This is a genomic window from Mycobacterium sp. SMC-13, assembly GCF_045311035.1.
GTDB lineage: Bacteria > Actinomycetota > Actinomycetes > Mycobacteriales > Mycobacteriaceae > Mycobacterium.
Window position 1 is genome coordinate 60,109 of the sequence record NZ_JBJIAI010000017.1, and the last position, 25,942, is coordinate 86,050.

Here is a 25,942-nt window from a genome sequence, read left to right on the forward strand (position 1 = left end):
GGTCAGGTCGGGCAGCTCGGCCTCTTCTTCGACAGCCGCCGCGGCCTCGGGGGCCGCTTCGGTCGCGGGCGCGTCAGCGGTCTCCGCAACCGGGGCCTCGTCGACGACAGCGTCGGCGGCCGGGGACTCGTCGGCGGCCTGCGGCTCATCGACGGTCTCGGGCACTTCGGCCGATTCCGGTGCCTCGGCGGGAGCTTCGACGGCGTCGACGGATTCCACGGCGGCTTCAGGGGTCGGCACCTCGACCGGCGCCTCGGGCGGCGTCGACTCGTCCGGCGTCACGGCTGCCGATTCGGTGTCATTGGGCATGTCCATCGTGATCAATACTGCCTGACCACCCAGGACAAGGCCACACCGCCTGCCTGCGCGCCGCCGTCGGCAGCATGGGGAACAATCGTGCTCATGAGTGGACCGCGGGATGCCGGGAGGTCGGGGGATCCCCGTTACTACCCGCCGCGCCCACCGCGCCGCGATGACGAAGAGCATCCGGGCATGGCCAATTACCCGAGCGATCCTGGTCAGGCCCGCCGCCGGCCGCCGCCGCGGGGGTCGTCGTCGCACAGCGACAACCGCTGGCTGCCGCCGCTCGACGACGATCACCACGACGGCCATGGCTACGACCGTGGATACGACGACGGCTACGACGACCGGCGCCGCGATGACGACGACCGGCGCCGCGGCCCCGCGGGCGGCGAGAAGATCACCGTCACCCGGGCCGCCGCGCAGCGCAGCCGTGAGATGGGCACCAAGGTGTATGGCCTGGTGCACCGGGCCGCGACGGCCGACGGCGCCGACAAATCCGGTCTGACGGCGCTGACGTGGCCCGTCGTCGCGAACAACGCGCTCGACGCGGCGATGGGCATCGCGCTCGCCAACACGCTGTTCTTCGCGGCGGCCTCAGGTGAGTCCAAGAGCAAGGTGGCCCTGTACCTGCTCATCACCATCGCGCCGTTCGCGGTGATCGCCCCGCTCATCGGGCCGGCGCTGGACCGCGTGCAGCACGGCCGGCGCGTCGCCCTTGCGGTGTCGTTCGCGCTGCGCGTGGTGCTGGCGCTGGTGCTGATCGGCAACTACGACGGCGCCACGGGCAGCTATCCCCCGTGGGTGCTCTACCCGTGCGCGCTGGGGATGATGGTGCTGTCCAAGTCGTTCAGCGTGCTGCGCAGCGCCGTGACGCCACGTGTGCTGCCACCGACGATCGACCTGGTCCGGGTCAATTCCCGGCTCACCATGTTCGGGCTGCTCGGTGGCACCGGTCTGGGCGGTGGCGTCGCAGCCGCGTTCGAGTACACCTTCGGCCTGATGCATCTGCCGGGCGCGCTCTACGTCGTCGCCGTCGTGGCGGTCGCGGGCGCCGTCCTGACGATGCGCATCCCCAAGTGGGTCGAGGTCACCGAGGGTGAGGTGCCGGCGACGCTGTCGTATCACGCGCCGACCGAGCAGCTGCGACATCCGCATCACGACAAGTCCCCGCGACAGCCGTTGGGCCGCAACATCATCACGTCACTGTGGGGCAACTGCACCATCAAGGTGCTCGTCGGCTTTCTGTTCCTCTACCCCGCGTTCGTCGCCAAGTCGCACGACGCGGGTGCGTGGGAACAGCTGAAGATCCTCGGCCTCATCGGCGCCGCCGCCGGCATCGGGAACTTCGCCGGCAACATCGCCAGTGCCCGCCTCAAATTGGGGCATCCCGCGCAGGTGGTCGTGCGCGCAACTGTCATCGTCACTGCTGCGGCAATCGCCGCCGCGGTGGCCGGCAACCTGATGGTGGCCGCGGCCGCCGCGCTGATCACCTCGGCCGCCACGGCGATCTCCAAGGCGTCGCTGGACGCCTCGCTGCAGCACGACCTGCCCGAGGCGTCCCGGGCGTCGGCCTTCGGCCGGTCCGAGTCGGTGCTGCAGTTGGCCTGGGTGGTCGGCGGCGCCGTCGGTGTGCTGATCTATACCGACCTCTGGGTCGGGTTCACCGCGGTCAGCGCCCTGCTGATCCCCGGGCTCGCCCAGACCCTCGTGAGCTACAACGGTGGCTCACTGATCCCGGGCTTCGGCGGCAACCGGCCCGTACTCGCCGAGCAGGAAGGACCACGGCCCGATCCCGCGGCAATGCCCGGGGCGCGTCAAGGATGGATATGAAACGAGTTCTCGCGCTGTTGGCAGTGGTCGCGGTGCTGTCGGCGACGGCCACAGGTGTCCTGGTCTGGCGGCTGACGCGGCACCAGGGTCCCGACTTCCCCGAGATCAGCGCCTTCACCGATGGCCAGCTGACGCGCATCGGGCCGTACCGCTACTGCGACGTCCACCTGAAGGCGTGCGACGTCCCCGCGACGACGGGCGAACTGCACGTCACGGCGCGGCACCCCATTCAGCTGTCCGTGCCGCAGCCCGTGGCGCGGGCGCCGTGGGTGCTGCTGCTCGCCTACGAGGACGACGGTTCCACCGTCAGCGAGTTCCGGCCGAACCAGCGGCTGGCCGTGACCATCCCGACCGTCGACCCGCATCACGGCAAGCTGCTCGGGCTCGCCGTCCAACTGCCCACTCTGGCAAGGGATTCCGACGGCAACGAGTTCCCCCTGCCGCACGCCGAATGGTCCGTGCGGACCGTCTGGCCCTGACCTACCCAGCGCCGTGGCCGGCCGGCACCTGTTCACCGTCGCGAACCGGCCCGGGCGGCGTGCCGTCACCGAAAGGCCTGCCGCCCAACGCTTCCCGGCCGTGCGGCGTCAGCCAATTTGCCAGATCGGGACCTTTCGGCACGATCTGCGTCGGATTGATGTCGGCGTGCACGATGTAGTAGTGCTGCTTGATCTGCACGAAGTCGACGGTGTCGCCGAAGCCGGGGGTCTGGAACAGGTCCCGGGCGTACGCCCACAGCACCGGCATCTCGGCGAGCTTGGACCGATTGCACTTGAAGTGCCCGTGATAGACCGGGTCGAACCGGGCCAGCGTGGTGAACAGCCGCACGTCGGCCTCGGTGATGGTGTCCCCCACGAGATACCTTTGGCCGCTGAGCCTTTCGCTCAGCCAGTCCAGCGCGGTGAACAGCCGGTCGTAGGCGGCGTCGTACGCCTCCTGTGATCCCGCGAACCCGCAGCGGTAGACGCCGTTGTTGACCTCGGTGTAGACGCGCTTGGCGACGCTGTCGATCTCGTCGCGCAGATGCTCGGGGTACAGCTGCGGCGCACCGTCGCGGTGGTACGCCGTCCATTCGGTGGACAGGTCCAGCGTCATTTGCGCGAAGTCGTTGGTCACGACGGCACCGGTGGGCACGTCGACGATCGCGGGCACCGTGATGCCCTTGGGGTAGTCCGGGTCGCGCTTGAAGTAGGCGTCCTGCAGCCGCGGGATTTTCAGCACCGGGTCGACGCCGCCGGGATCCAGGTCGAATGTCCAGCTACGCTGATCGTGCGTCGGACCGCAAAAGCCAATGGAGAGAACATCTTCCAGGCCCAGCAGCCGACGGACGATGATGGCGCGGTTGGCCCAGGGACAGGCCCTGGCGACGATCAGCCGATACCGCCCGGGTTCGACGGGGTACCCGTCACGACCGTCGGCCGTGATCCGGGTGCTGATGTAGTTGGTGTCGCGGGTGAACTCAGAACCGGGGTTGACGTAGGTCACATCCCCAGTCTGCCCGCCCAAAGTTGGCTTGTGTGCGAGAAATCAGCCGACTCTCGAACACAAGCCAACCTTCGGCGTGTGAATCAGGCGTCGAGCTCGCGGGCGACGGCCTTGACCACCTCGGACACCTTGCGGGCCGTCTTGCGGTCGGGGTAACGCCCCCGGCGCAGCTCGGACTGAACGACGTCCTCGAGGAGGGTGATCATGTCCGACACCATGCCGTGCAGCTCGTCGGGCGTGTGCTTGTGCTCGGGGGCCGCGGCCTCGCGACGGGTGCGCGACAGGCTCGGCGGCGGGTCGATCAGCTTGAGGCTCAGCGCCTGCGGACCGCGACGCCCGGCCGCGACACCGAACTCGACGCGCTGACCGGCCTTGAGACCTTCAACCCCGGCGGGCAGCGCCGAAGACCGGACGTAGACGTCCTCGCCCTCTTCCTGGGAGAGGAAGCCGAAGCCCTTCTCCGTGTCGTACCACTTAACCCGGCCGCTTGGCACTGGTCTCACCTGCTCGTTCTCAACATACGGTTACATAACGAAAGCGCCCCACCTCCGCAGGACGCGTTGCCGTTGATCCTACTCGGCCACCTCAGATCGCAGCATCCCCATTACTCGGTAGGCTGAAGGTTCTATGTAGAGGAGGTGACATGCGCCTGATCCTGAACATCATCTGGCTGGTTTTCGGCGGCTTCTGGCTGGCGCTCGGCTACTTCCTCGCAGCCCTGATCTGCTTCGTCCTCATCGTCACCATCCCGTTCGGCGTCGCGGCGGCCCGCATCGGCGTCTACGCCCTGTGGCCGTTCGGCCAGACGGTCGTCGACAAGCCCGGACCGCGCCCGGGGGCGCTGGTCGGCAACGTGATCTGGCTGGTGCTGTGCGGCTGGTGGCTGGTGCTCGGCCATATCGCCACCGCCATCGCGCAAGCCATCACCATCGTCGGTATCCCGCTGGCGCTGGCCAACCTCAAGCTGATCCCGGTGTCGCTGCTGCCGCTGGGCAAGCAGATCGTCCCGGTCGACCAGACCCACCCCGCACCAGCCTGGCAGCAATGACACTCACGCCACTCGGCCTCCCGACCATCGCGCGCCCTGTCGGTCCGGCCCCGGCATCCGGGCCGCTGATCGACACGTACGGCCGTGTCGCCGCCGATCTGCGGGTGTCGCTCACCGACCGCTGCAATCTGCGTTGTACCTATTGCATGCCGGCCGAGGGCCTGGACTGGCTGCCCGGCGCCGACCTGCTCACTCCCGAAGAGCTCACCCGGCTGATCCGGGTGGCCGTGACGCGGTTGGGCATCACGGGTGTGCGGTTCACCGGCGGTGAGCCGCTGCTGGTTCCACATCTGGAGGAAGTGGTCGCGGCGACCGCCGCGTTGCAGCCGCGGCCGGCCATGGCCGTGACGACCAACGGCATCGGACTCGCCAAGCGCGCGGCAGCGCTCAAGAAGGCCGGCCTGAATCGCGTCAACGTCTCGCTCGACACCCTGGACCCGGACCGCTTCGCGGCCATCACGCGGCGTCGGCGACTGCCCGAGGTGCTCGACGGCCTGGCCGCCGCAAAGGCGGCGGGGCTGAGTCCGGTCAAGGTCAACGCTGTGCTCGACCCGGAAACCGGCTTGGACGACGCCCCGGCGCTGTTGCGCTTCTGCCTCGAGCACGGGTACCAGCTGCGCATCATCGAGCAGATGCCACTCGACGCCGGGCATCACTGGCAGCGGGGTTCGGTCCTGCAGGCCGACCAGATTCTGGCGGCGCTGCGCCGCGAATTCAGCCTGCGCCCGGACCCGGCGCCGCGGGGTTCCGCCCCGGCCGAGCTGTGGCAGGTGCACGACGACGGCGCGGTGCTCGGCACCGTCGGCGTCATCGCGTCCGTCTCGGCCGCGTTCTGCGGCACGTGCGACCGCACCCGGCTCACGGCCGACGGTCAGGTGCGCAGCTGTCTGTTCTCACAGCAGGAGACGGATCTGCGGGCGTTGCTGCGCGGCGGCGCGGACGACGATGCGGTGGAGGCCGCCTGGCGGGCCGCGATGTGGGCCAAGCCGGCGGGCCATGGAATAAACGATCCGGGTTTCGTCCAGCCGGACCGCCCGATGAGCGCGATCGGCGGCTGACGGTGGCGGATTTGGTGGTGACGGTGCGCTATTTCGCCGCCGCGAAGGCCGCAACCGGAATCGAGACCGAAACGTTGCAGCTCAATGAGGGTGTAACCGTCCGCGATCTGGTGAACTCCATTGGTACACGTGGGGCAGATGTGGCAAAAGTGCTCTCACGCTGCTCATTTCTGCGCGACGGCGTCGCCGTGCGCGATCTGGACACCGCGCTCGCCACGGGCGGGACGCTCGATGTCCTACCCCCCTTCGCCGGCGGCTAATTGTGAAATGCCTCACATAACGAAACGGTAACGACCTGGCTGCGGCGCCCCTGACCGGCATCGATACCTGCGAAAACGCCGAATCAGCCAGCGGCTTTAAAGTCCTCTCATAATTTGCTCGGGCCCGAAACGCCCGAAATCGGTCGAGGTGACGGAACCCACCTGACCCGATACCGTCGTCTCTCAAGCCAGAGCGACCCTTTGGCACCCGCACTTGAAACGCCTAGCTCCATCCATCAGGTGCGGCCGACGACAACCCGTGGATGGAGGCGGGGGACCCAACCGGTCCACCGAGGAAATCAGGACCAGGAGCCTCGGCTCCTTGGGGTGAAGCCTGCTCTGCAGGCCGGGCAACCTCTCCAGCCCGAACCCGACAGCTGACCTCGCAGGCGTTGACGAGAGGACTGCTTTTTTCATGAGTGGACGCCACCGCAAACCGACCACGTCCAGCGTCTCTGTCGCCAAGATCGCCTTCACCGGCGCGGTTCTTGGTGGCGGCAGCATCGCCCTCGCCGCCCAGGCCACCGCCGCGACCGACGGCGAATGGGACAAGGTAGCCCGCTGCGAATCCGGCGGTAACTGGGCCATCAACACCGGCAACGGCTACCAGGGCGGGCTGCAGTTCTCGCCCAGCACCTGGAGTGCCCACGGCGGTGGCGAGTACGCCCCCGCCGCCAACATGGCCAGCAAGGACCAGCAGATCGCCGTCGCCGAGCGCGTCCTGGCCAGCCAGGGCCGCGGCGCCTGGCCGGTCTGCGGCACCGGCCTGTCCGGTTCCACCCCGCGCAACGCCGTGAAGAACAACCCGGCGCCGGCCCCGGCCGCCACGCTGGACAACCCCGAGCTCAACGCCCCGGCCGACCCGGCTCCGGTGCAAGAGGCCGCCGCTCCGCTCGACGCGCCGCTGCCGGAGGCCCCCGAGGGCCCCGCGATCGTCAACGTCTCCAACGAGATCCCCGCCCCCGAGGCCCCCGTCCTGGACGCGCCCGAGGCTCCCGCGCCCGCCCCCGAGGCCCCCGCCCCGGCCCCTGAGGCTCCTGCCCCGGCTCCCGAGGCACCCGTCGTCGAAGCGCCCGCCCCGGAAGCTCCGGTCGAGGCCCCGGCGCCCGTGATCCAGGCCGCCAACTGGGACACCAGCGAGGCCCCCGCCGAGAACGGCGCGTGGGCCCTGCACGCGAAGCAGGACCTGCCGGCCGACCCGGCCCCCGTCGTCGACGCCCCGGCGCCGGCCCCCGCTCCGGTTGCCGATGCCGCGGCTCCCGCCCCGGCCGCCCCGGTCGCGCTGCAGACCCCGCCGGACGGCACGCCGCACCTCGCCAGCCCGACCAACCTGCCCCCGGGTTCGACCATGGATGCGCCCGAGACGGGTGACAGCGCCAACATGAGCTACCTGAAGCAGCTGTGGCACGCGGTCCAGAACAACGACATCTCCGGTCGTGACGCCCTGCTCGCCGTCGCCTCGACGCGGACCGGCGCACCGGGCGGCAGCATCTCGGCCCCGCCGAACGCTCCGGCGCCCGGCCCGGCCCCGATCGTCGACGCCCCTCCGGCTCCGTAATACGTACATAGAGAAATCGCCCCGGTCATTCGACCGGGGCGATTTTTTTTCGTGGCCAGTCAGTGCAGGGCGCCGGCGAAAGTACGTGAGTGCAATCGGGGAGCGGTCAGACGGCGGTCATTGCGCTCAGGGACCGCCGACGGCCGAAACACGTACCTGGCTTCAGTCACGGCAGCTGCGCGCGCCTGGTGATTGAAGCCAGGTACTTGCGCGCCAGCCTTTCCTCGGCGAGCGAAGAGCAGGCCTCGGGGCTCAGGCCGAGCCGACCCATTCGTCGGTGCCGTCGGTGAAGAACTGGTGCTTCCAGACGGGCAGCCGCTCCTTGACGGTGTCGACCAGCAGCGCGCAGGTACGGAATGCCGCGGCGCGGTGATCGGCCGATACCGCCGCGACAAGGGCGGCGTCGCCGATGTTGAGCACCCCGATCCGGTGGCTGACCGCGATGGCGCGCACGCCTTCGGAGGCGGCGGCGACGTCGGCGGCGACCTCGGCCAGCACCGCCGCGGCCGACGGGTGCGCCGAGTACTCCAGCCGCGTCACCCCGCGGCCGCCGTCGTGGTTGCGCACGACCCCGGCGAAGCTCACGACGGCTCCCGCGGCGCTGTGGTCGACCAGGGCCTCGTGGGACGCGACGTCGATCGGCGATTCACTGAGGTCGGCGCGCAGCACGCTCATCCGGCATGGTCCTTTCCGCCGAGCTGGTCGAGCGCGTGGTCCAGTACCCCGGCCAGCACCCCCAGCCCGTCCTTCACTCCCCCGGACGAACCCGGCAGGTTGACGATCAGCGTCCGGCCGGCGACGCCGCACACCCCGCGGGACAGCACCGAGGTCGGGACGTGCGGCAGCCCGGACCGACGGATCGCGTCGGCGAGCCCGGGGATCTGGTAGTCCAGCACCTCGAGCGTCGCCTGCGGCGTGGCGTCGGTCGGGGAGATTCCCGTACCGCCCGAGGTGAGGACGACGTCCACGTCGTCGGCGATGGCGCGGCGCAGTTCGGCGCCGACCGGCTCGCCGTCGGTGACGACGACCGGTGCGGGCACGTCGAACCCGCGTTCCGCGAACCAGGCGACGATGAGCGGGCCGGTGCGGTCCTCGTAGACGCCGGCAGCGGCGCGGGTGGAGGCGATGACGACGCGGGCGGTGCGGCTCACGACTGTTCCCGCTCCCAGAGGCCGGTCTTGCCGCCTTCCTTGCGCAGCACCCGGATGTCGTCGATGCGCGCGGCCGGGTCGACGGCCTTGATCATGTCGTACAGCGTCAGGGCCGCGACGCTGACCGCCGTGAGGGCTTCCATCTCGACGCCGGTGCGGTCGGTGGTGCGCACGGTCGCGGTGATGGCAATGTCAGCCGACCCGGCCTCGAACGACACGTCGACCTTCGTCAGTGCCAGCTGGTGGCACAGCGGGATCAGGTCGCTGGTGCGCTTGGCCGCCATGATGCCGGCGACGCGGGCGGTCGCGAGTGCGTCACCTTTGGGCAGTCCACCGCTGGTGATGAGGTCGACGACGTCAGCGCGGGTGTGCAGGACGCCCGCCGCGACGGCGGTGCGCCGGGTGGCGTCCTTGGCGGACACGTCCACCATGTGGGCCGCACCCGATTCGTCCAGGTGCGAGAGCTCCACGGCTACTTGTTGACGACGGTGACCGGGTGCATGTACGGCAGCTTCTCGGCCGGCAGCGGGAACTCCAGGTCGCCGAACGGCGAGAGCGCGCCGGTACGGTCGGTTGCCAGCTCGCTCACGGCGTGGTCGTCGCCGGACACCTCGGGCCAGCCATTGTCGACGTACTGGTTCTTCTTCTTCTCAGCCACGGAGACATTGTGGCAGGCCCCGCGCCCGCTGGCGAGGCCGGGAGGCTGCTTTACGCTGGTCAGCAATGATCGACGATTCCCCGGGTGTGCCGCTGGGCTCCTGGCTGGCCGACATGTCGGACGCGCAGCTGGTGCAGCTGCTCAGCGTCCGGCCCGACCTCACGCAACCGCCGCCGGCGACCCTGTCCGCGCTGGCGGCCCGCGCCCAGTCCCGGCAATCGGTCAAGGCCGCGACCGACGATCTCGATTTTCTGCAGCTCGCCGTGCTGGACGCGCTGCTGACGCTGCAGGCCACCACCATCGCCGTGCCGACCGGCGCGCTGTTCCAGTTGCTGGCTGGGCGCGCCAACAAGAAGGTCGTCACCTCGGCGCTCGACGAGCTGCGCACCCGCGGGCTGGTGTGGGGCGCCGACACGGTGCGGGTGGTCTCGGAGGCGGCGTCGGTGCTGCCCTGGTATCCGGGGCAGGTCACCGTCGAGGACCCAGACGCCGACGGCATCGCCGCGAAGCTGGCCGCCATCGATACGCCGCAGCGGGACCTGCTCGAGCGGCTGGCTGACGGGTCGCCGATCGGCCGGACCAAGGATGCGGCGCCGGGGACCGCACCCGACCGTCCGGTGCCGCAGCTGATCGCCGCCGGACTGCTGCGCCCGATCGACGACGAGACGGTGATCCTGCCGCGGCTCGTCGGCCAGGTCCTGCGAGGACAGGCGCCGGGGCCGACGACGCTGACGCCGCCGACACCCTCGACTCCGGTCTTGGCCGAGAAGGACGTCGACGCGGCCGCGGCGGGCTCGGCCATCGACCTGCTGCGCGAAGTCGAACTGGTCCTCGAAACCCTCTCTGCGACACCGGTTCCCGAGCTGCGCAGCGGCGGCCTCGGGGTGCGCGACGCCAAGCGGCTGACCAAGGTCACCGGGATCGACGAAGGCCGGCTCTCGCTGATCCTGGAACTGTGCGCGTCGGCGACGCTGATCGCATCGGGCATCCCCGACTCGGACGACTACGACGACGGCCCCTACTGGGCGCCGACCGTCGCCGCGGACCGATTCATCGAATCGAGTGCCGCCACGCGCTGGCACCTGCTGGCCACCACCTGGCTGGACCTGCCTTGCCGTCCCGGGCTGGTGGGTAAGCGCGGGCCCGACGGCAAGCCGTATGCCGCCCTGACCAATGCGCTGTATTCGTCGGCCGCGCCGCTGGACCGCCGGCTGCTGCTGACGGTGCTCGCCGAACTGCCGCCGGGCGGCACCATGGACACCGCCACCGCCTCGGCAGCGATGCTGTGGCGCCGGCCGCGCTGGACCGCCCGTCTGCAACCCGAGCCGACCGACGAATTGCTCACCGAGGCACACGCTTTGGGCATGGTCGGCCGCGGCGCGCTCGCCGGGCCGATCAGGATGCTGCTGGCCGGCGCACCCGAAGAGGACGTCGTCGCCGCGATGGCGGCGGCACTGCCCGACCCGATCGACCATTTCCTGCTGCAGGCCGATCTGACAGTCGTCGTCCCCGGGCCGCTCGAACGCGACCTCGCCGACCAGCTGGCGACCGTCGCCGACATCGAATCCGCAGGGGCCGCATCGGTTTACCGCGTCAGCGAGCAGTCCATCCGGCGCGCCCTCGATACCGGCAGGACCGCCAGCGAGATCCACACCCTGTTCGCCCGGCACTCCAAGACGCCGGTGCCGCAGGGCCTCACCTATCTGATCGACGACGTCGCCCGCCGGCACGGACAGCTGCGGGTCGGCATGGCGTCGTCGTTCATCCGGTGTGAGGACCCGGCGCTGCTGGCACAGGCACTCGCCTCCCCCACGCTCGAGCAGTTGAGCCTGCGGGCCCTGGCGCCCACCGTCGCGGTGTCACCCGCGCCGATCGCCGACGTGCTGGCCGGCCTGCGCACCGCGGGCTTCGCCCCGGCCGCCGAGGACTGGTCGGGCACCATCGTCGACCTGCGCCCGCTCGGCGCGCGGGTGTCCACACCGATCCACCGGCGCACCTTCCGGCACCCGCAGGCACCGAACGAGAAGACGCTCGGCGCCATCGTCGCCGTTCTGCGCCAGACCGGCCGCGGCGGCAACGGGGAGCGACTGGACCCGGCGGCCGCGATCTCGCTGCTGACCGACGCCGCGGTGACCCAGTCGTCGGTGGTGATCGGGTACGTCGACGCCGCCGGGGTTGCCACGCAGCGCGTGGTGGCGCCGGTGAACGTGCGTGGCGGCCAGCTGACCGCCTACGACCCGGCCGCCGGCCGGGTCCGCGAATTCGCGATCCACCGGGTGACCTCGGTCGTCGCGCCGGAATAGGACGCTGCGGGGTCACGTTCTCCTCGCAAGCTGGGGGTACCTCCCGCTCGCGGTGGAAACGTGACCACTCGCGCGCGTCTGGATAATGGATCGGATGGCCTGCGAGCAATTGATGGAGTGGATGGCGCATGACTGACGGACCCCTGATCGTCCAGTCGGACAAGACCGTGCTGCTCGAGGTCGACCACGAGCAGGCCGGGGCGGCGCGGGCGGCGATCGCGCCGTTCGCCGAACTGGAGCGTGCGCCCGAGCACGTGCACACCTACCGCATCACGCCGCTGGCGCTGTGGAACGCGCGCGCCGCGGGCCACGACGCCGAGCAGGTGGTCGACGCGCTGGTGTCGCACTCGCGGTACGCGGTGCCGCAGCCGCTGCTGGTCGACATCGTCGACACCATGGGCCGCTACGGGCGGCTGCAGCTGGTGAAGCACCCGGCGCACGGGTTGACGCTCGTGAGCCTGGACCGGGCCGTGCTGGCCGAGGTGCTGCGCAACAAGAAGATCACCCCGATGCTGGGCGCCCAGATCGACGACGACACCGTCATCGTCCACCCGTCCGAGCGCGGCCGCGTCAAGCAGATGCTGCTCAAGATCGGTTGGCCCGCAGAGGATTTGGCGGGTTACGTCAACGGCGAGGCGCACCCGATCATGCTGGAGCAGGACACCTGGAAGCTGCGCGACTACCAGGAGCTGGCCGCGGATTCGTTCTGGGCCGGTGGGTCGGGCGTCGTGGTGCTCCCCTGTGGCGCGGGCAAGACGATGGTCGGCGCTGCGGCCATGGCCAAGGCGGGTGCGACGACGCTGATCCTGGTGACCAACACCGTCGCCGGACGCCAGTGGAAGCGCGAGCTGATCGCGCGCACCTCGTTGACCGAAGAGGAGATCGGCGAATACTCCGGCGAGCGCAAGGAGATTCGGCCCGTCACCATCGCGACGTATCAGGTGATCACCCGGCGCACCAAGGGTGAGTACAAGCACCTGGAGCTGTTCGACAGCCGCGACTGGGGGCTGATCATCTACGACGAGGTGCACCTGCTGCCCGCCCCGGTGTTCCGGATGACGGCCGATCTGCAGTCCCGCCGCCGACTCGGCTTGACCGCCACACTGATTCGCGAAGACGGTCGCGAGGGCGACGTGTTCTCACTCATCGGGCCAAAGCGGTACGACGCCCCGTGGAAGGACATCGAGGCACAGGGCTGGATCGCGCCGGCCGAGTGCGTCGAGGTCCGGGTCACCATGACCGAGAACGAGCGCATGACGTACGCGACGGCCGAGCCCGAGGAGCGCTACAAGCTGTGCTCGACGGCGCACACCAAGATCGCGGTGGTGAAGTCGATCCTGGCCCGGCATCCCGACGAGCCGACGCTGGTGATCGGCGCCTACCTGGACCAGCTGGAAGAGCTCGGCCAGGAGTTGGACGCCCCGGTGATCCAGGGCTCGACCAAGAACGCCGAACGCGAGGCACTGTTCGACCAGTTCCGGTCGGGCGAGATCCGCACCCTGGTGGTGTCGAAGGTCGCCAACTTCTCCATCGACCTGCCGGAAGCCTCTGTTGCCGTTCAGGTTTCGGGCACATTCGGATCGCGTCAGGAAGAGGCCCAGCGCCTGGGCCGGCTGCTGCGCCCGAAGGCCGACGGTGGCGGCGCGGTGTTCTACTCGGTGGTCTCGCGCGACAGCCTCGACGCCGAGTACGCCGCGCACCGGCAGCGCTTCCTGGCCGAGCAAGGCTACGGCTACGTCATCAAGGACGCCGACGACCTGTTGGGGCCGGCTATTTAGCCAGTCCCAGCAATCGGATGCGGCCGTGACCGCCGGGACATACGCTCTTCGCAGTTCGCCCACCTGCGGAGGTCACTGATGACGTACGACTATGACTGGCTGGTCATCGGCTCCGGCTTCGGCGGCAGCGTCTCGGCGCTGCGGCTGGCCGAAAAGGGTTATCGCGTAGCGGTTCTCGAATGCGGCCGCCGATTCGAGGACGCCGACTTCGCGGATGAGACCAAGGATGCCAAGAACTACTACTGGGCACCGCAGGTCGGGATGCGCGGCATCCTCCGGCTGACGCTGTTCAAGGACATCTTCATCGGCTCCGGCTGCGGTGTCGGCGGTGGCAGCCTGGGCTATGCGAACACGCTGTACCGGGCGTTCCCGAATTTCTACGAGAGCCCGCAGTGGAAGGGGCTGGCCGACTGGGAGACCGAACTAGCGCCGCACTACGACGAAGCCGAACGGATGCTCGGCGTCACCGAGTACGACGACGACGGCCCCGCGGACCTGCTGTTGAAGGAGTACAGCGAGTCGATCGGCGTCGGCGACACCTACCGCCGTACGCGGGTGGGGGTGTTCCTCGGCCAGCCCGGCAAGACGGTGGCCGACCCGTACTTCGACGGCGACGGACCCGACCGAACGGGCTGCATCAAGTGCGGGTCGTGCATGGTCGGCTGCCGCCACGGCGCCAAAAACACCCTGCGCAAGAACTACCTGTGGTTCGCCGAGAAGCTCGGCGTGAAGATTTTCAGCGAACGGTCGGTGACCGACATCAAGCCGCTCGACGCCCGTGGTGCCACGGGATACGAAGTGACACACCAGAAGAGCGGCGCGCTCGGCAAGCGGTCGGCCGAGAAACTGCGCGCCCGCGGGGTCGTCGTCGCAGCCGGGGCGCTGGGCACCAACCGCCTCCTGCAGCGCTGCAAGCTCGGCGGTTCGCTACCGAACATCTCCGACCGCCTCGGGTACGTGGTGCGCACCAACAGCGAATCGATCATGGCGGTGATGGCACCCAAGGACTACCCCGACGACTTCACCCACTCGATCGCGATCACGTCGAGCATCTACACCGACCCCGCCACCCACATCGAGGTCGTCACATACGGCAAGGGCGGCGACAGCCAGTCGCTGCTGTTCAACCTGATGATCGAGGCGGGCAAGCGCGGCACCCGGCCGCTTCACTTCCTGGCCGCCGCCGCGAAGAACCCGAAGGCAGCGCTGGCGGCCTGGAAGATCAAGGACACTTCGCGCCGCGTGATCATCCTGCTGGTCATGCAGTCCATCGACAATGCGATGCGCCTGAAGGTCAAGATGCGGCTCCCGAACGGCAACGTCGCCCTGACCACCGAGCAGGATCCCGACAACCCCAACCCGGACTTCGTGCCCGCCGCCTACGACGCGGCGAAATGGTTCGCGCGCCGCATGGGCGGCGTCGCCTATTCCGGTGTGACAGAAGGCATTTTCGCGATCCCGTCGACGGCGCACATCCTCGGCGGCGCGGTGATCGGCGCCTCTCCTGAGACCGGTGTCGTCGACAGCCGGAACCACGTCTTCGGCTACGAGAACCTGCTGGTCACCGATGGCGCGGCAGTCCCGGCCAACGTCGGCGCCAATCCGAGCCTGACGATCACCGCGCTCGCCGAGCGCGCGATGACCTTCATCCCGGCTAACGCGCCGGCTGTTTGACCACGGTCAGCAGCACCACCGAGTCGGCGAGCGCCTTCAGGCTGTGCCGGGTGGGCGGGATGATGATGTGGTCGCCGGCCATGCCATCCCAGCTGGCCTGTTCGGCGACGAGGCGCACCCGCCCCTGCAGCACCTGAAGCGTGGCCTCGCCGGGGCTCTCGTGTTCGCCCAACTCATTGCCGTCGGCGAGAGCGATCAGCGTCTGCCGCAACGCGTGCTCGTGGCCGCCGAAGACCGTGTGCGCGCTGCGCCCGCCATTCCCGTTCTTCGCGGCGTCCAGATGCTGACGGGCGAGCGCGGTCAAAGAGATCTTCTCCATGATCTGACTATCCGCCTCAGCAATGCCCGTGGCGACCCTTTGGCGGTTTAAATCACGCGCAGCGAATCCCCCTCGCCCGGGAAGCGACGACGCAGTGCGTCGAGCATCCGCTGCACCTCCAGGACCCTGCGGCGCAGCGCCAGCAGCGTCTCCGACGGGAGTTCGGCCGCCGACCCCGTGGCGGCTTGGGCGCGCCGGGATCGCCGCTCCGCCAACGTCATCTGGTCCTCCAGATCGGCGATCTCGTCCAGCAGCAGGGCCGCGAACAGGCGCGATTGCGCCAGGTCGGCCCGGTGCGCGGGAGCGGGACCGGCACTGACCCGCGGCCGGCCACTCACGACGCCGGGGCGCACCGTGCGCCGACTGGACACGGCGTTGGCAGGGATCGGCACCGCACCGGCTCGGAGTCCGGAATCACGCATCGTCGGCAACATGGCGCAATGATCACCGAGACTGCACCTTTGCGCTACCAGCCGTTCATCTTCCGGACCGGAATCGGACACCTTCGGGTAAAGGCTCAACGAAGCGCGGTCGGCCGACCGAAACGGGCCTGCACCCCCGGCGAGAACAGCGCGCGCAACGGCGGACCCACCGGCACCACCCCGCTGGCCGGCACCAGATCGTCGGTCAGCTCGACCACCTCGGCCTGTCGCAACGGCCAGGTGGGATGTTCGTTGGGCACCCACCACGTCCGGCCGGCCTTGCGGGTGTGCGCGCCCCACCGCGCCGTCAGCCACACCTCCAACGGCGAGGGTTCGACGGGCGCACCGATCGCGACTTCGGCCAGGGTGCGCAGGCCGCGCTCGGGCCACCGGCGCGTGCCCGAGTAGGTGATCCGGTCACCGGCGCGAGTGACGCGCAGTTTGGCCCAGGTGTACGGCACACCCATGCCGAGTCGCGTCGCCCCCACGACCGCCAGCCGCGTCGTCTCCAGCGACCGGAACAGCACGCCGTGCCGGCCGGCGGCGTCGACCGAGTACAGCCGCACGTTGGTTTCGGCGAAGGTGCCGAAGTACGGCAATGGCACACCGCCGGCCACCGCCGAGCGGTGCATGACGAACGGCACCAGGCCGACGTACGTCAGCCCGTCGGAGAAGATATCCGGCGCGGTGCCGGGCGGATACAGGTGCGCGACGCTCGCCGGGTCGACGGGCCAGTGCAGGAACGTGAGGTCACCCCAGAACTGCTGCACCCACACCGGCGGACGCAGCGGCGGCGCGTCGATCAGAAATCCGTCCACGGTGGCTAGTCACTGAGCGCGGGTATGACCTCGCGCTCGAACGCCTCGATGCTCGACCTGTCGTACGCGGCCTCGGGGAAGTACAGGATCGCGTACTCGCAGCCGAGATCCTTGATCTTCTGCAGCTTCGCGACGACCTGTTCGGTTGTGCCGCAAGCGGAATCGGGTGAGGTCAGGTTTTTCACCATCGCGTCGACGGCGGCTTCGTGCGCGACGGTGACCTGGCGATCCCGGATGCGCGCGATGCGGGCCGCGACGTCGTCCTCGGATTCCCCGATCACCACATTGAAGTTGGCCGAGCGGACGATGCCGTCGTAGTCGGTGCCGACCTCACGGCAGTGCTGTTGCAGCACTTCGGATTTGTGCGCGAAGCCGTCAGGCTCGGAGGTGAAGTTGGTGTACTGCGCGTACTTCGCGGCGATCTTCAGTGTCACCTTCTCGCCGCCGCCCGCGATCCACAGCGGAATGCCGTTGTCCTGCAACGGCTTCGGCTGCACGATGGCGCCGTCGACCTGGTAGTGCCTGCCGTCGAAGCTCACCACCCCGTCGCGCCAGGCGGTGCGCATGATCTGCACGCCCTCATCGAGCCGGGCGAGTCGCACACTCGCCGACGGGAAGCCGTAACCGTAAGCGCGCCATTCGTGTTCGTACCAGCCGCCGCCGATGCCCATCTGCACCCGGCCGCCGGCGATGATGTCGGTGGTCGCCGCCACCTTCGCCAGATACGCCGGGTTGCGGTAGCTGATCGCCGTACACATCTGACCCAGCTTGATCCGCGATGTCGTGGCGGCGTATGCCGCCATCAGCGTCCACGCCTCGTGCGTGGCCTCTGCCGTCGGCATCGGCACGGTGTGGAAATGGTCGTAGACCCATAGCGAATCCCAGGGTCCGGCGTCGGCGTGCGCGGCCAGGTCGCGCATCACCTGCCATTGGTCCTGTGGGGCGATCCCCACCAGATCGAGTCGCCAACCTTGCGGGATGAACAATCCGAAGCGCATGGTCCCGACTTTATGCAATACGTGCGGGCCGCTCCACGAAACGGCGTCGGGAACCCTCACGGCCCGGGCTTAGGCTGAAGACCATGGCACCCGAATTGCGCGTCGATCCGCAGGTTCTGACGGCCGCGGCGAGCACCATGGCGTCGTGCGGCTCCGCGGTCGGCGGAGCCAAGCCGGGAGAATCGCTGAATTCGGCCGCGGCCGGCATGTCCGGGCTCGCCTCCGGCGCCGCCTGTCAGCGCGTCGGCCCGGTGCTGAACACCGATTGCGAGAACCTCGGCAAGGCCGTCACCGGCTTCGCCGACTCGCTGCGCACCGCGGCCACCAACTACCAGAGCACCGACGCCGCGGCGGGCAACGCCATCGGCACAACGATGCCGGGACGCTGATCAGCCCGGCAGGCGGTTGTTGATCCGCAGGCCCGCGAACAGCGCGAGCACCAGCACGAAGAAACCGACGCGCGTCCAGCTGCCGCTGGCATCGCCGCGGATGGTCTGGTAGCCGATCTGCTCCTGCAGATTGGCGTACACACGGGTCAACTGGTCGAGGGTCTCGGCGCGGAACGACTCGCCGCCGGTGACCTTCGCAATCTTCTGCAGCGACAGGTCATCGGTCGGGACCGGCACTTCCTGACCCTCGTAGGTGATGACACCCGACGGTGTACCGAACGAGATGGTCGAGATCACGACGTCCTGGTCCTTGGCCGCGCGGGCCGCCGTCAGTGCGCCGCGCGGGTCGTTCGGGTCCGCCGGCACGGTTTCCTTACCGTCCGACATCAGCACGATGTGTGCGGGCGGCGGACCGTCACCGCCGCCCATGACCGCGTCGAGCGTGGCGATGGCCTGCAAGGCCGTGAAGATGCCCTCGCCGGTCGCGGTGCGCGGCGACGGCTCCAGGGTGTCGATGGTCCGCGCCACGACGTCGTGATCGCTGGTCGGCGCGACCAGCATCGTTGCGCTGGACGAGAATTGGACGAGGCCGACGCTGATCCCGGTCGTCAGGCCCTTGACGAACGTCTTGCCGGCGCTTTTCGCCGCCTCGATGCGGCTGGGCTTGACGTCGGTGGCGATCATCGATTCGGAGACGTCGATGACGAGCATGACGACGGCGCGGTTACGCGGAATCCGGATGTCGTGGGTCGGTCCGGCCATGGCGGTGGTCAGCAGGACCAGGGAGATCACCAGCAGCACCGCCGGCAGGTGCCGCCAGCGCGAGCGCGTCTTGGGACGGGCCGCGACGACCTGTTCGAGCAGTTCGGTGTTGGCGAACCGCAACACCCGCTTGCGACGGGCCTTGCGCAGCAGCAGGTAGATCGCGACGGCGCCGACGACGGCGATCAGGTACAGGAAGAACCAGGCACTCGAGAACCCGGACAGCGTCAGTGGCCCGATAAAGGGGATCTCCAACAGGCACTCTCCGTTGCGTTCGGCGTCGTCGCTCGGACCGATATGGGGCAATCGTACCGACGCCGACGAGTGCGGTACCGGATGCGGCCGGCGCCGGACGCGATCGGTCCGTCAGTCCGGCAGTCCGAGCGCGGCCATCGCGCCGTCGACCGCCGCTCGCCGCAGCTGGTCGGCCGGCACGTCCGGGAACTGCAGGCAGCAGTCCTGCAGGCCGCCGAACGCGATGACGGCGCGGGTGGCTTGTTCGAGGGTGGGCCGACGTCCGAAGACCAGCTTGCCCAGCCGCTCGCGCCACGCCAGCATGCTGTCGATCAGTCCCAGGTCGGCCAGCGTGATCAGGTCGGTGACGATGAGCATGAGGTCGGCGCGGTGCCGGTAGTGGAAGTCGAAGTAGCCCTGCAACAGCTCGCGTGGAGTGGCGCGGGCCGAGCCGCGCAGGCGTTCGTGGGCGGCGACGAATTCCTCGCCCTCCTCGACCAGCGGCTGCAGGATGCTGCGCACGAGGTCCTCACGCGAGCTGAAGTGGTAGTAGAGCGCGGGTTTACTGATGCCGAGCCGATCGGCGATGTCCTGCAGGCTGGTCCGCTGCACGCCCTTCTGACTGAATAGCTCGCGCGCCACATCCTGGATGCGCACACGGGTCTCGGACGGGGTTCTCGCCACGTAGCCACCCTAACTTACTTAACGGGCGGTAAGCTGACCCGACATCCACTTACCGACCGTTAAGTAAATGGGGAGGAATCCATGAAAGTGCTCATCTCGGGCGCCAGCATCGCCGGCCCGGTCCTGGCCTACTGGCTGTCCCGCAACGGATTCGATGTGACGGTCGTCGAACGTGCACCGGCCCTGCGCAAGACCGGCGGCCATGCCGTCGACCTCTTCCGGCCGGCCATGGAAATCTCCGAACGGATGGGCGTGCTGGGGCGCATCGAGGCCCGGGCCACCGGGACGACCGCGCTCACCGTCAACCGTCCGCCGCGCACCCGGTGGACCCACATCGACTACGTCAAGCTCATCGCCGCCATGTCCGACCGGCACGTCGAGATCATGCGCGACGACCTCAGCCAGGCGTACTACGACGCCGTCCGCAACGACGCCGAGTTCCGTTTCGGCGACCAGATCACGTCCATCACCGACGCCGGCGAGGTGACGTTCGAGCACGGTGCCCCCGAGCGCTACGACCTGGTGGTCGGCGCCGACGGGCTGCACTCGGGGGTCCGGCAACTGATCTTCGGCGACGAGGTTCGGGAGCGGTTCCTCGGCGGCTATCTGGCCGTGGTGTCGGTGCCGAAAGTGCTTGCGCCCAAAGGTGAGATGAGCGGCTACCTGGCGCCGCGGAAGATGGCCATGGTGTACAGCGCCGACCACCTCGATGATGCCCGGGCGGTGTTCCTGTTTCGCACCGATGAGCCGCTGGACTACCACTACCGCGACATCGCAGCTCAGCAGCGCCACCTGCGGGCGGCGTTCGCCGGCCTGGTTCCCGAGGTCGACCATTGGCTGCGCGAGGTGGACCACACCCCGGCGTTCTACTTCGACGCCATCACCCAACTGGAGATGAGCACCTGGTCGCGGGGACGGGTCACGTTGGTCGGTGACGCGGGGTATTGCCCCGGCCCCGCTGTCGGCGGGAGCACGAGCCTGGCGGTGTACGGCGCATACGTCTTGGCCCACGCGTTGTCCGCGGCCCGCGGCGATCACACTGCCGCGTTCGCCGCCTACGAGCGCACCATGGCCGCGCCGGTGGCCGGCAGCCGCACCATGGCGCGCGTCAACGCCAGGACCATCGTGCCCGGATCTGATTGGGGCGCACGAACACTCGTCGGCGTCGCGCGGGCCATCTCGGTGTTGCCGCGGGGCCTGACCGGGCGCCTGGCCCGGCTCAACGCGAAGGGCGTCCGGCTGTACGACACCATGCCGCTGCCCGACTGACGTCTGCGCGTGTGGCCGAAGCCGCTGCGGTGTCACCCTTTTTCGCTACGTTGGGTTCATGGCCCTTTCCAAGGATGAACGCGAACAATTTCTGGCCGAACCACACATCGGGGCACTGTCGGTCAACGCCGGCCCGGACCGCGGTCCCCTGACGTTGCCGATCTGGTACCAGTACAGCCCCGGCGGCAAGCTCTGGCTGCTCACCGGGCTCGGCTCCCGTAAACACAAGCTGATCGAGGCGGCCGGGCACGTGTCGCTGATGGCCGAGCGGCTGGAGCCGACGGTCCGCTACGTCGCGGTCGACGGACCGGTGCTCAGCATCGAGACCGGCACCGACGAACAACTGGTCGAGATGGCCGAGCGGTACCTCGGCAAGGAGAAGGCCCCGGCCTACCTCGAGATCGCCCGGCGCGAGCACGGCCCCAGCGTGACCGTCACCGTCGACCCGAAGCACTGGCTGTCGGCCGACCTCGGGGCGCTGTGATGCCATGTCCTCCCGACAGCGACTGTTCCGGGTCTTCTACCGGCTCGGATTCACCCCGTGGGACGGGCATCCACTGGCCACCAGTCTGCGCGAGCTGGTCGAGGGTGACGGTGCGCTGACGCCGGGCACCGCGCTCGACATCGGCTGCGGCACCGGCGACAACGCCCTGTATCTGGCCGGGCTCGGCTGGGACGTCACCGGCATCGACTACGTCGCGACGGCGGTCCAGAAGGCGCGGGCCAAAGCCGCCAAGCGGGACGCCACGGCGCCGGGCGCGGTGCGGTTCGACCAGGCCGATGCCACCCGGCTCACCGGGCAGGGCATCGGCGCCGATTTCACGCTGATCGTCGACAACGGGTGCCTGCACGGCATGAGCGCTGACGACCGCGACGCCTACGTCGGCGAGGTGACAGCGGTCGCCGCCGCGGACGCGCGCCTGCTGATCGTCGCGTTCGTGCCGGGCGCCTCGTTCGGGGTGCCGGGGATCGATCCGGCCGAGGTGGAGCGGCGCTTCGCGCTCGGGTGGACGCTGCTCGACAGCGGTGACGAGCCGGGCTTGGACCGGGGCGGCAAGAACCCGGCGCGGTACTACTTGTTCAAGCGGCGCCGCACCTGAGGTTTCGCAGCCAGACTTTGCCGGCATCGGGCCGTCGGTCGCCGGGCGTAGCGTGGCCACATGGGCGAACTTTCTGACGATGTGATCGCGTTTCTGTCCGAGGGCACGCGCACCGCGGTGCTCGGCTGGGTGGCGGCCGACGGCCGGCCGCTGGCCGCACCCGTGTGGTTCGTGGTGGACGGCGGCGAGCTGGTGTTCAACACCGGCAAGGACACCGCCAAGGGTCGGGCGTTGGCCCGCGACCCACGCGTGGTGCTGTGCGTCGACGACACGTCCCCGCCCTATGCGTTCGTCCAGATTCAGGGCGTCGCGGCGATCAGTGAGGACCCCGACGAGCTGCTCGACATCGCCACGCGTACCGGCGGCCGCTACATGGGCGCCGACCGCGCCGAGGAATACGGCCGCCGCAACGGTGTCCCCGGCGAGCTGGTGGTCCGGGTCAAACCGACGAAAGTCATTGCCGCATTTGACGTGGCGGATTGAGGACGCCATGACCGACCTGTCTGAATTCGCCGAGCTGTCCGCGCGTGATCACGGGCTGGTTGTGCTGAACACGCTGCGTGGTGACGGCAGCATCCAGTCGTCGGTGGTCAATGCCGGCGTGCTGCCACATCCGACGACCGGGGAGCCGGTCGTGGCGCTCGTCGCCATCGGGTCAACCCGCAAGCTGCGCAATCTGCGGGCCGACCCGCGCACTTCGGTCGTCGCGCACGCAGGGTGGCAGTGGCTGACGGTCGAAGGCACGGCGGAGGTCATCGGGCCTGACGACACCGATGCCGAGACACTGAGGGTGATGTTGCGCAACGTCTTTACCGCCGCCGGCGGCACCCACGACGACTGGGACACGTACGACCGCGTCATGCGGGAAGAGGGCCGCGCCGCGGTGCTCATCGTGCCGACGCGGGTGTACTCGAACCCCGCACGCTGACCTCGAAACCCGCCGCCGGGGTGGCATGACAAGACTCGGTTCGGTTGCCTTACTGTCAGGTTTCTAAACTGCCGGCATGGGCCGGCCACAGATCAGCACCGCCACCGTTCGCCGCGGCCTCTCGGCCGCCCGGGTCAAACTCACGGCGCCGGAGGCCATGCGGCCCGTGCTCAACCTCATGAAGGGTGCCGATCCGGCGAAGGACGTCAATGCGGCCCGGCTGGGACTGTCCCTACTGTGGCTGGCCGACGACGTCATCGCCGCGGTGAACCGCAAGCTCGAACGCGTCAACATCTCAGAAGCCAAGCTCGATGTCCTGATGATCTTCGCGGCACAGCTCGCCCAACCAGAAGACGAATGGACCGTCCGCCAGACCCCCAGCGGGATCGCCGAGTACTTCGGCATCACCAAGGCCAGCGCCACCGGTCTCATCGACTGGCTGGAGAACCGGAAGCTGGTTGCCCGGACCCGGCATGCCACCGACCGCCGCAGCACACCGGTCCGCATCACACCCGAAGGGGAAAAGCTTGTCGCCGAAGCGCTTCCGGTCTTCGAGCAGGCGTGCGGCGGGCTCATCGAAGTGCTGAGCGAGCGCGAGCGCCGGGACCTGCAGCGCATCCTCGACAAACTGTGGATTCACGTGAAGGCACCCCAGACGACAGACTCCGGCACCTGACCAGCCACCACCGCGCATCCGCGTGCCCCACCAACGCAAAAACCCCCAAATCCCTTGGGATTTGGGGGTTTTTGGTGGCGCTAGGGGCTAGCTCTCCAGCGACGCCGGCGGCAGGAAGCGGTCGCCGTACTTGGCGGCCAGTTCCTTGGCGCGGGCCACGAAGGCCTCCTTGCCGACACCGAGCTCGCCCTGGTAGCCGACGATGAACTGCGCCGAACCACCGGTGTACGGCGGGAAGCCGATACCCATGATCGAGCCGATGTTCGCGTCAGCGGTCGAGGTCAGCACGCCCTCGTCGATGCACTTCTGGGTCTCGAGTGCCTCGGCGAACAGCATGCGGTCGATCATGTCCTGCAGCGGCAGTTCGGTCGAACCCGAGTTGAAGGCTTCCTTCAGTCCCGGCCACAGCTGGGTGCGCTTGCCGTCGACGTACTCGTAGAAGCCCGCGCCCTTCAGACGCGACGGGCGACCGAGCTCGATCATCTTCTCGACGACAGCCTCGGCCGGGTGCGCCACGTGGGTGCCACCGGCAGCCTCGACGCCTTCCTTGGTGGCGACAGCGATCTTGTGCATGAGCTCCAGGTTGAGCTCATCCGAAAGCTGCAGCGGCGCAGCCGGGTAACCGGCCTGCGAGCCGGCCTGCTCGATGGACGCGGGCGCGACGCCCTCGCCCAGCATGGCCAGCGCCTCGTTGACGAAGGTGCCGATGACGCGCGAGGTGAAGAAGCCACGGCTGTCGTTGACGACGATCGGGGTCTTCTTGATGGCGAGGGTGTAGTCGAACACCCGGGCCAGCGCCTCATCGGAGGTCTTCTCACCCTTGATGATCTCCACCAGCGGCATCTTGTCGACCGGCGAGAAGAAGTGGATACCGATGAAGTCCTCCTGGCGCTTCACGCCGGTCGCCAGACCGGTGATCGGCAGCGTGGAGGTGTTCGAGCCGAGCAGCGCGTTGGGCTCGACGATGTCCTCGATCTCCTGGAACACCTTGTGCTTGAGTTCCTGGTTCTCGAACACGGCCTCGATGACGAAGTCGACGCCCTTGAGGTCCTGCGGGTCCGCGGTCGGGGTGATGCGGGCCAGCAGCGCGTCGGACTTCTCCTGCGTGGTCTTGCCACGCTCGAGCGCCTTGGCCTCGAGCTTCTCGGAGTAGTTCTTGCCCTTGTCAGCGGCTTCCTGCGTGACGTCCTTGAGGACGACCTCGTAGCCCGCCTTGGCCGACACGTAGGCGATACCGGCGCCCATCATGCCCGCGCCCAGCACACCGATCTTCTTGATCTCCTGCTTGGCGATGCCCTCGGGACGCGAGGCGCCACCGTTGATGGCCTGCAGGTCCAGGAAGAACGCCTGGATCATGTTCTTGGCGGTCTGGCCGGTGACGAGCTGGGTGAAGTAGCGGCTCTCGATGCGCGACGCCGTGTCGAAGTCGACCTGCGCACCCTCGACGGCGGCATCCAGGATGGCGCGCGGCGCGGGCATCGGAGCACCCTTGAGCTGCTTCTTCAGCAGCGCCGGGAACGACGGCAGGATGCCGGCCAGGCCCGGGCTCGACGGGGTGCCACCGGGCATCTTGTAGCCCTTGACGTCCCACGGCTGCACGCCGCCCTCGGGGTTGGCCTTGATCCACGCCTTGGCGGCGGGCACCAGTTCCTCGACGGTGTCGACGAGCTCGTCGACCAGGCCGGTGGCCTGCGCCTTGGCCGGGGTGAAGCGGGTGCCCTGGCTCAGGACCTCCATGAAGGCCTTCTGGATGCCGAACATGCGCACGGTGCGGGCGACGCCGCCACCGCCGGGCAGCAGGCCCAGGGTGACCTCGGGCAGGCCGATCTGGCTGCCGCGGACGTCCGCCGCGATGCGGTGATGGCACGCGAGGGCGATCTCCAGGCCGCCGCCGAGGGCGGCGCCGTTGATGGCGGCCACGACGGGCTTGCCCAGGGTCTCCAGGGCGCGCAGGTCGGCCTTGATGTCCTCGACCATGGCGAACGCCTCGCCGGCGTCGTCGGGGCCGATCTGCATCATGCCCTTGAGGTCACCGCCGGCGAAGAAGGTCTTCTTCGCGCTGGTGATGACGACACCGGTGATGGAGTCCTTCTCGGCGAGCAGGCTCTGCACCGCGTAGTGCATCGACTCCTTGTAGTGCTCGTTCATGACGTTGGCCGAACCCGTGGGGTCGTCCATGGTCAGGGTGACGATGCCGTCGGCATCCTTGTCCCACTGAATTGTCTTCTCAGCCATGT

Annotated in this window: 29 protein-coding genes and 1 riboswitch; of the genes, 16 read left to right on the forward strand and 13 right to left on the reverse strand. The window is 68.9% G+C overall.

Annotation, left to right across the window (positions count from 1 at the left end):
* Positions 1 to 492: 492 nt before the first annotated feature.
* Together ACJH6I_RS22285 and ACJH6I_RS22290 are read left to right on the forward strand one after the other, a co-directional pair.
* Positions 493 to 2,133: an MFS transporter gene (locus ACJH6I_RS22285; RefSeq protein WP_064859310.1), complete on the forward strand. Its 1,641-nt coding sequence runs from the start codon at positions 493 to 495 to the stop codon at positions 2,131 to 2,133.
* On the forward strand, positions 2,130 to 2,612 hold the full coding sequence (locus ACJH6I_RS22290; protein WP_060998943.1) for a DUF2771 domain-containing protein: 483 nt from the start codon (positions 2,130 to 2,132) through the stop codon (positions 2,610 to 2,612). The genes ACJH6I_RS22285 and ACJH6I_RS22290 overlap by 4 nt, the downstream gene beginning before the upstream one ends.
* A gap of 1 nt (position 2,613) precedes the next feature.
* Here the strand turns inward: ACJH6I_RS22290 and ACJH6I_RS22295 are convergent, their stop codons facing one another.
* Entirely contained in the window at positions 2,614 to 3,618 is a 1,005-nt protein-coding gene (locus ACJH6I_RS22295; RefSeq protein WP_318986770.1) for a glutathione S-transferase C-terminal domain-containing protein, read from the reverse strand.
* Between the two features lie 83 nt (positions 3,619 to 3,701).
* A complete protein-coding gene (locus ACJH6I_RS22300) occupies positions 3,702 to 4,112 on the reverse strand; it encodes a cold-shock protein (protein ID WP_053854517.1) in 411 nt (136 codons plus the stop codon).
* Between the two features lie 149 nt (positions 4,113 to 4,261).
* Between ACJH6I_RS22300 and ACJH6I_RS22305 the strand changes: the two genes are divergently transcribed.
* The 4 genes from ACJH6I_RS22305 (at position 4,262) to ACJH6I_RS22320 (ending at position 7,542) form a co-directional block, all read left to right on the forward strand.
* Positions 4,262 to 4,666, forward strand: a complete 405-nt coding sequence (locus ACJH6I_RS22305) for a YccF domain-containing protein (RefSeq protein WP_064859312.1) — start codon at positions 4,262 to 4,264, stop codon at positions 4,664 to 4,666.
* Complete coding sequence (gene moaA, locus ACJH6I_RS22310; protein ID WP_133426537.1) at positions 4,663 to 5,724, forward strand: GTP 3',8-cyclase MoaA; 1,062 nt, start codon at positions 4,663 to 4,665, stop codon at positions 5,722 to 5,724. The genes ACJH6I_RS22305 and moaA overlap by 4 nt, the downstream gene beginning before the upstream one ends.
* 2 nt (positions 5,725 to 5,726) lie before the next feature.
* A complete protein-coding gene (locus tag ACJH6I_RS22315) occupies positions 5,727 to 5,984 on the forward strand; it encodes a MoaD/ThiS family protein (protein ID WP_082934726.1) in 258 nt (85 codons plus the stop codon).
* Positions 5,985 to 6,194: 210 nt separating this feature from the next.
* Positions 6,195 to 6,391, forward strand: a riboswitch (cyclic di-AMP (ydaO/yuaA leader).
* An 8-nt stretch (positions 6,392 to 6,399) separates the two neighbouring features.
* The gene (locus ACJH6I_RS22320; protein WP_318986771.1) at positions 6,400 to 7,542 is read left to right on the forward strand and encodes a transglycosylase family protein; all 1,143 of its coding nucleotides are present in this window, start codon (positions 6,400 to 6,402) and stop codon (positions 7,540 to 7,542) included.
* Positions 7,543 to 7,794: 252 nt separating this feature from the next.
* On the opposite strand, the gene ACJH6I_RS22325 is transcribed toward ACJH6I_RS22320, so the two are convergent.
* The 4 genes from ACJH6I_RS22325 to ACJH6I_RS22340 are packed head-to-tail and all read right to left on the reverse strand — an operon-like array spanning position 7,795 to position 9,351.
* Positions 7,795 to 8,217 (reverse strand): molybdenum cofactor biosynthesis protein MoaE, encoded by a 423-nt coding sequence (locus tag ACJH6I_RS22325; protein WP_061006994.1) that lies wholly within the window; start codon positions 8,215 to 8,217, stop codon positions 7,795 to 7,797.
* Positions 8,214 to 8,693, reverse strand: coding sequence for a molybdenum cofactor biosynthesis protein B (locus ACJH6I_RS22330; protein ID WP_133426535.1), 480 nt, complete (start codon positions 8,691 to 8,693; stop codon positions 8,214 to 8,216). The genes ACJH6I_RS22325 and ACJH6I_RS22330 overlap by 4 nt, the downstream gene beginning before the upstream one ends.
* The gene (gene moaC / locus ACJH6I_RS22335; RefSeq protein WP_061006996.1) at positions 8,690 to 9,124 is read right to left on the reverse strand and encodes a cyclic pyranopterin monophosphate synthase MoaC; all 435 of its coding nucleotides are present in this window, start codon (positions 9,122 to 9,124) and stop codon (positions 8,690 to 8,692) included. Before moaC ends, ACJH6I_RS22330 begins: the two co-directional genes overlap by 4 nt.
* A 41-nt stretch (positions 9,125 to 9,165) precedes the next feature.
* On the reverse strand, positions 9,166 to 9,351 hold the full coding sequence (locus ACJH6I_RS22340) for a hypothetical protein (RefSeq protein WP_061006992.1): 186 nt from the start codon (positions 9,349 to 9,351) through the stop codon (positions 9,166 to 9,168).
* A gap of 65 nt (positions 9,352 to 9,416) precedes the next feature.
* Between ACJH6I_RS22340 and ACJH6I_RS22345 the strand changes: the two genes are divergently transcribed.
* The 3 genes from ACJH6I_RS22345 (at position 9,417) to ACJH6I_RS22355 (ending at position 15,106) form a co-directional block, all read left to right on the forward strand.
* Positions 9,417 to 11,654 carry a helicase-associated domain-containing protein gene (locus ACJH6I_RS22345; RefSeq protein WP_318986772.1) on the forward strand — a complete coding sequence of 746 codons (2,238 nt, stop codon included), beginning with the start codon at positions 9,417 to 9,419 and terminating at the stop codon, positions 11,652 to 11,654.
* Positions 11,655 to 11,782: 128 nt separating this feature from the next.
* Positions 11,783 to 13,432, forward strand: a complete 1,650-nt coding sequence (locus tag ACJH6I_RS22350) for a DNA repair helicase XPB (RefSeq protein WP_226520619.1) — start codon at positions 11,783 to 11,785, stop codon at positions 13,430 to 13,432.
* Positions 13,433 to 13,510: 78 nt separating this feature from the next.
* Positions 13,511 to 15,106 (forward strand): GMC family oxidoreductase, encoded by a 1,596-nt coding sequence (locus ACJH6I_RS22355; protein WP_318986773.1) that lies wholly within the window; start codon positions 13,511 to 13,513, stop codon positions 15,104 to 15,106.
* On the opposite strand, the gene ACJH6I_RS22360 is transcribed toward ACJH6I_RS22355, so the two are convergent.
* The 4 genes from ACJH6I_RS22360 to ACJH6I_RS22375 all read right to left on the reverse strand — a co-directional run bounded on the left by ACJH6I_RS22360 (position 15,087) and on the right by ACJH6I_RS22375 (position 17,663).
* The gene (locus tag ACJH6I_RS22360) at positions 15,087 to 15,425 is read right to left on the reverse strand and encodes a cupin domain-containing protein (protein WP_061006989.1); all 339 of its coding nucleotides are present in this window, start codon (positions 15,423 to 15,425) and stop codon (positions 15,087 to 15,089) included. The two genes, ACJH6I_RS22355 and ACJH6I_RS22360, sit on opposite strands and share 20 nt — an antisense overlap.
* Before the next feature lie 47 nt (positions 15,426 to 15,472).
* A complete protein-coding gene (locus ACJH6I_RS22365) occupies positions 15,473 to 15,847 on the reverse strand; it encodes a hypothetical protein (protein ID WP_318986774.1) in 375 nt (124 codons plus the stop codon).
* Positions 15,848 to 15,942: 95 nt separating this feature from the next.
* Positions 15,943 to 16,665: a DUF2071 domain-containing protein gene (locus ACJH6I_RS22370; protein WP_318986775.1), complete on the reverse strand. Its 723-nt coding sequence runs from the start codon at positions 16,663 to 16,665 to the stop codon at positions 15,943 to 15,945.
* A gap of 5 nt (positions 16,666 to 16,670) precedes the next feature.
* Entirely contained in the window at positions 16,671 to 17,663 is a 993-nt protein-coding gene (locus ACJH6I_RS22375) for an LLM class F420-dependent oxidoreductase (protein WP_318986776.1), read from the reverse strand.
* 83 nt (positions 17,664 to 17,746) lie between these two features.
* Here ACJH6I_RS22375 and ACJH6I_RS22380 point away from each other — a divergent pair, with 83 nt between their 5' ends.
* Positions 17,747 to 18,052 carry a type VII secretion target gene (locus ACJH6I_RS22380; protein ID WP_318986777.1) on the forward strand — a complete coding sequence of 102 codons (306 nt, stop codon included), beginning with the start codon at positions 17,747 to 17,749 and terminating at the stop codon, positions 18,050 to 18,052.
* Here the strand turns inward: ACJH6I_RS22380 and ACJH6I_RS22385 are convergent, their stop codons facing one another.
* Together ACJH6I_RS22385 and ACJH6I_RS22390 are read right to left on the reverse strand one after the other, a co-directional pair.
* Complete coding sequence (locus tag ACJH6I_RS22385; RefSeq protein WP_318986778.1) at positions 18,053 to 19,069, reverse strand: VWA domain-containing protein; 1,017 nt, start codon at positions 19,067 to 19,069, stop codon at positions 18,053 to 18,055.
* A 111-nt stretch (positions 19,070 to 19,180) separates the two neighbouring features.
* The gene (locus tag ACJH6I_RS22390; RefSeq protein ID WP_318986779.1) at positions 19,181 to 19,732 is read right to left on the reverse strand and encodes a helix-turn-helix domain-containing protein; all 552 of its coding nucleotides are present in this window, start codon (positions 19,730 to 19,732) and stop codon (positions 19,181 to 19,183) included.
* 81 nt (positions 19,733 to 19,813) lie between these two features.
* Between ACJH6I_RS22390 and ACJH6I_RS22395 the strand changes: the two genes are divergently transcribed.
* The 6 genes from ACJH6I_RS22395 to ACJH6I_RS22420 all read left to right on the forward strand — a co-directional run bounded on the left by ACJH6I_RS22395 (position 19,814) and on the right by ACJH6I_RS22420 (position 23,705).
* Entirely contained in the window at positions 19,814 to 21,001 is a 1,188-nt protein-coding gene (locus tag ACJH6I_RS22395) for an FAD-dependent monooxygenase (RefSeq protein WP_318986780.1), read from the forward strand.
* Between the two features lie 58 nt (positions 21,002 to 21,059).
* Positions 21,060 to 21,485 (forward strand): pyridoxamine 5'-phosphate oxidase family protein, encoded by a 426-nt coding sequence (locus tag ACJH6I_RS22400; protein ID WP_212813242.1) that lies wholly within the window; start codon positions 21,060 to 21,062, stop codon positions 21,483 to 21,485.
* A gap of 4 nt (positions 21,486 to 21,489) precedes the next feature.
* Entirely contained in the window at positions 21,490 to 22,101 is a 612-nt protein-coding gene (locus ACJH6I_RS22405) for a methyltransferase domain-containing protein (RefSeq protein WP_318986781.1), read from the forward strand.
* Positions 22,102 to 22,161: 60 nt separating this feature from the next.
* Positions 22,162 to 22,584: a PPOX class F420-dependent oxidoreductase gene (locus ACJH6I_RS22410; RefSeq protein WP_318986782.1), complete on the forward strand. Its 423-nt coding sequence runs from the start codon at positions 22,162 to 22,164 to the stop codon at positions 22,582 to 22,584.
* Between the two features lie 7 nt (positions 22,585 to 22,591).
* Complete coding sequence (locus tag ACJH6I_RS22415; protein ID WP_318986783.1) at positions 22,592 to 23,029, forward strand: TIGR03618 family F420-dependent PPOX class oxidoreductase; 438 nt, start codon at positions 22,592 to 22,594, stop codon at positions 23,027 to 23,029.
* Between the two features lie 76 nt (positions 23,030 to 23,105).
* Positions 23,106 to 23,705, forward strand: a complete 600-nt coding sequence (locus ACJH6I_RS22420) for a MarR family transcriptional regulator (protein ID WP_318986784.1) — start codon at positions 23,106 to 23,108, stop codon at positions 23,703 to 23,705.
* Between the two features lie 87 nt (positions 23,706 to 23,792).
* Here ACJH6I_RS22420 and ACJH6I_RS22425 read toward each other — a convergent pair whose 3' ends face one another.
* Positions 23,793 to 25,940 carry a 3-hydroxyacyl-CoA dehydrogenase NAD-binding domain-containing protein gene (locus ACJH6I_RS22425; protein ID WP_406784502.1) on the reverse strand — a complete coding sequence of 716 codons (2,148 nt, stop codon included), beginning with the start codon at positions 25,938 to 25,940 and terminating at the stop codon, positions 23,793 to 23,795.
* Positions 25,941 to 25,942 lie beyond the last annotated feature (2 nt).